The sequence below is a fragment of the Mesorhizobium sp. M4A.F.Ca.ET.020.02.1.1 genome, from assembly GCF_004022645.1.
GTDB lineage: Bacteria > Pseudomonadota > Alphaproteobacteria > Rhizobiales > Rhizobiaceae > Mesorhizobium.
Genome location: NZ_RZOI01000616.1, coordinates 1 through 3,697, shown reverse-complemented (window position 1 = coordinate 3,697; position 3,697 = coordinate 1). Strand labels below are relative to the sequence as shown.

Below are 3,697 nucleotides of genomic sequence, written 5' to 3'. Positions count from 1 at the left end.
TGGCGATGCTGTTCGAGGAAAGTGCCGAGCAGAACCATGGGGTCTTGCGGCGCAGCGAGCGGCCGAGCCTGCCGCCCAGCGACGGCTGCCGCAAGATGCTTTTGTCGCGCCCGCCGCTCAGCGACATGGAAGTCTATATCGGCGAATTCGACATTGGCGGCTCGACCGGGCCCGATCTCTACACCCATGGCGACGCGCACGAGATGCTTGTCGTCCTGCGCGGGGTCCTGGAGGTTTCGCTCGGCGACGCGCGCCACGTGCTCGAGGAAGGCGACAGCATCGAATACGCGACCTCGACGCCGCATCGCAGCGAGAACATCGGCAGCGGCCGCGCCGAGGTGATGTGGATCATCGCGCCACCGACCTCGGCGCGCGCCGAGCTCGACCAATACACGGCCTGGAAACCGCTCGCGGCCAGGTAGTTCCGATCAAACGCGGGTAGCAATGGGAGAATGACAATCATGCTGAAGTCGACACGTTTGGCATTTGGCGCGGCGATGGTGCTCGGCTTTCTGGGCACGGCTGCGATGGCGCAGGAGAACCCTGTCGCCGGCGCGGTCAAGGAAGGTTCGCTGAAGGGCAAGACCCTGACGTTCGTCTCCTTCGGCGGCATCTACCAGGACGGCCAGGTGGCCGCGCTTAAGGAGTTCGTCGAAAAGTCCGGCGTCACCTTGCTCAATGACGGCCCGACCGAGATCGCCAAGCTGCAGGCGCAGGTGGAGTCCGGCAACGTGACCTGGGACGTGGTCGATACCGCCGACTTCCCGCCTTACGTCTATTGCGGCAAGCTGTTCCAGAAGCTCGACCTCTCCAAGCTCGACGTCTCGCACATTCCAGAGGGCCAGGTCAGCGAGTGCTCGGTGCCGGCGATGAACTATGGCGTCGTGCTGATGTACAACACCGAGAAGTACAAGGATAACCCGCCCAAGAGCTGGGCCGACTTCTTCGACACGGCAAAGTTCCCGGGCGTGCGCGGCATCGACGGCTCCGGCGACTTCACCGGGGGCCTCTTGGAGCAGGCCCTCAAGGTCGGCGGCGGCGATCCGAAGGCGATGACGGCAGCCGATATCGACAAGGCCATCGACGTGGTGCGTAAGCTCGGCCCCGACACCATCTACTGGAAGACGGGCGCCGAATCGCAGCAGCTCGCCGAATCCGGCGAGGCCGACATGCTGATGATGTGGACCGGCCGCGCCATGACCGCGGTCAAGAACGGCGCCAAATACGCGCCGGCTTGGCAGGACTGGCTGGTGGTGATGGACCAGATGACCATTCCCGTCGGCGTCAAGGACACGGATGCCGCCTATGCGCTGCTCAATGCCTATCTCGGCAAGCAGTCGCAGGAGGTGCTGACGCAGACGACCTCCTATACGCCGATCAACAATGAGGCGCAGCCGAAGGTCGACGCCTCCGTCGCCGCCTTCCTGACCAACACGCCCGATCGCCAGAGCCAGGGCTACAAGCAGAACATCAAGTTCTGGGTCGAGAACTTCCAGGCGGCGCAGGAGAAGTGGTCGGCGATGATGGCCGGCAACTAAGGGGCGAACGGAGACAAAGGTCGTGAGCGCGTCCGATTCCACGATCCAGCCCGCCGCCCTAGGGTGGCCGGGACGGGCGTGGAGGCCGTACGCGCTCGCGCTGCCGGCGCTCATCCTGCTCATCGCGGTGATCGGCTATCCGCTGCTCACCATCGTGCTGCGCAGCCTATCGGAGCCGGAATGGGGCGTGCAGAACTATGCCTGGTTCTTCGGCGCGCCCGTCAATCTCACGGTTCTGCGGCGGACTTTCACCATCTCGGCCTGGGTGACGCTGGTGTGCGTGGTCTCGGCCTATCCTTACGCCTATCTCATGACCGCGGTCGGACCGCGCGTCCGGTTGATGCTGGTGCTTTGCGTGCTGATCCCGTTCTGGGTGAGCGGGGTGGTGCGCACCTTGTCCTGGGTGATCCTGCTGCAGGATTCGGGCGTCATCAATTCGCTGCTGCGCGCGGCTGGCTTCAGCGGCGTCAAGCTGATCCGCACCCAGACCGGCGTGGTGATCGGCATGGCGCAGGTGCTTTTGCCATTCATGATCCTGCCGCTCTATTCGGTCATGAAAGGCATCGACCTCAGGCTGATGCGAGCGGCGCGGAGCCTCGGCGCGTCACCGTTCCGCGCGTTCTTCACCGTCTACCTGCCGCTGTCGCTGCCGGGCGTCTATGCCGGTGCCATCATCGTCTTCATCCTGGCGCTGGGCTTCTACATCACGCCGGCGCTGCTAGGCGGCCCGCGCTCGACCATGCTGTCAACGCTGGTGCAGACGCAGGTGCTCAGCCTGCTGCAATGGGGCCGTGGCGGCGCGATGGGCGTGGTGCTGCTCGTCGCCACCTTCCTGCTGCTGGCGCTGGCGGCGCCGGTGATGCGCTCCAGGCACCGGGAAGCGGGGCGACGCTGATGGAGATGAAGCCCCTCACGCGCGTCGTCCTCGGGCTCGTCTGCCTGCTGGTGGCGATATGGCTGGTGGCGCCGACGCTCGTCGTCGTGCCGATGTCGTTCAACGCCAACAAGTCGCTGGCGTTTCCGCCGCAAGGCTTCTCCTGGCAATGGTACCAGAACTTCGCCACAAGCCCGGAATGGTCCACCAGCTTCCTGAACTCGCTCAAGGTTGCCTCGTTGGTGGCGGTGCTGGCGACGGTGCTCGGCACGCTGGCGGCCTTTGGCCTCGACCGCATGAAGGCGCGGCCGGCCAACCTTTTGCGGATGCTGATGCTGACGCCGATGGTGGTGCCCGGCGTGGTGCTGGCCATCGGCATTTATGCCGTCTATCTCGAAACCCACCTGGTCGGAACGATGCTGGGCTTCGTGCTTGCCCACACCATCCTTGCGCTTCCTTTCGTGCTGATCGCCGTCTCAGCCAGTCTCGAAGTGTTCGACAGGCGGCTGGAGACGGCGGCGGCGAGCCTCGGCGCCGGTGCGCTGACGACGTTCCGCACGGTAACGCTGCCGCTGATCCTGCCCGGCATCCTGTCCGGCCTGCTGTTCGCCTTCGCCACCTCCTTCGACGAGATCGTCGTGTCGCTGTTCATCACCAATCCCTACCTGAAGACATTGCCCGTGCAGATCTTCTCTTCCATCACGCGCGACGCCGACCCGACGGTCGCCGCGGTCGGCACGATCCTTTTGTGCGCCACCACGATCCTGATCGGTGGCGGCATGCTTCTCCTTGGCCGCGAGCGGAAGGGACGCCAATGAACCCAAGGCAGGCGAGCAAGGGCGCGGCGATCGACCTGGAGTCGATCAGCAAGGCCTATGGCGGCTTCAAGGCGCTGGACGGCGTCTCGCTTCGCATCGAGCCCGGCGAATTCATGACGCTGCTCGGGCCAAGCGGCTCCGGCAAGACGACGACGCTCAACGTCATCGCCGGCTTCACCGATGTGACCAGTGGCAAGCTCCTGGTCGGGGACAAAAGCGTCGTCGGCGTGCCGGCGCACAAGCGCAACATCGGCGTCGTCTTCCAGCACTACGCGCTGTTCCCGCACATGACGGTCGGCCGCAACGTGGCCTATCCACTGACGTTGCGCGGCGTCGGGCAGGATGAGCGCAAGGCGCGGGTGACGCGGGCGCTCGACATGGTCAAAATGGGCGACTTCGCGCATCGCTACCCTAGCGAATTGTCGGGCGGCCAGCAGCAGCGCGTGGCGCTGGCCCGCGCCATCGTC

The 3,697-nt window shown here is 65.1% G+C and carries 5 protein-coding genes; all 5 read left to right on the top strand.

The genetic code is table 11. From position 1 onward, the window contains the following. On the top strand, nucleotides 1-422 hold a 422-nt coding region (locus EN742_RS27885; RefSeq protein ID WP_148670305.1), incomplete at its 5' end, for a cupin domain-containing protein. Nucleotides 423-461: 39 nt separating this feature from the next. Then, nucleotides 462-1,538 carry a PotD/PotF family extracellular solute-binding protein gene (locus tag EN742_RS27880; protein WP_127407664.1) on the top strand — a complete coding sequence of 359 codons (1,077 nt, stop codon included), beginning with the start codon at nucleotides 462-464 and terminating at the stop codon, nucleotides 1,536-1,538. A 22-nt stretch (nucleotides 1,539-1,560) separates the two neighbouring features. Beyond that, nucleotides 1,561-2,433, top strand: coding sequence for an ABC transporter permease (locus tag EN742_RS27875; protein WP_128333514.1), 873 nt, complete (start codon nucleotides 1,561-1,563; stop codon nucleotides 2,431-2,433). Further along, on the top strand, nucleotides 2,433-3,230 hold the full coding sequence (locus EN742_RS27870) for an ABC transporter permease (RefSeq protein ID WP_127407295.1): 798 nt from the start codon (nucleotides 2,433-2,435) through the stop codon (nucleotides 3,228-3,230). Before EN742_RS27875 ends, EN742_RS27870 begins: the two co-directional genes overlap by 1 nt. Further along, a partial coding sequence (locus EN742_RS27865) for an ATP-binding cassette domain-containing protein (RefSeq protein ID WP_128333513.1) occupies nucleotides 3,227-3,697 on the top strand: 471 nt, incomplete at its 3' end. The genes EN742_RS27870 and EN742_RS27865, both read left to right, overlap by 4 nt.

Bases quoted from the DNA above. Each gene is read 5' to 3' on its own strand.
- EN742_RS27870 (WP_127407295.1), top strand. From the start codon at position 2,433: ATGGAGATGAAGCCCCTCACGCGCGTCGTCCTCGGGCTCGTCTGCCTG.
- EN742_RS27880 (WP_127407664.1), top strand. From the start codon at position 462: ATGCTGAAGTCGACACGTTTGGCATTTGGCGCGGCGATGGTGCTCGGC.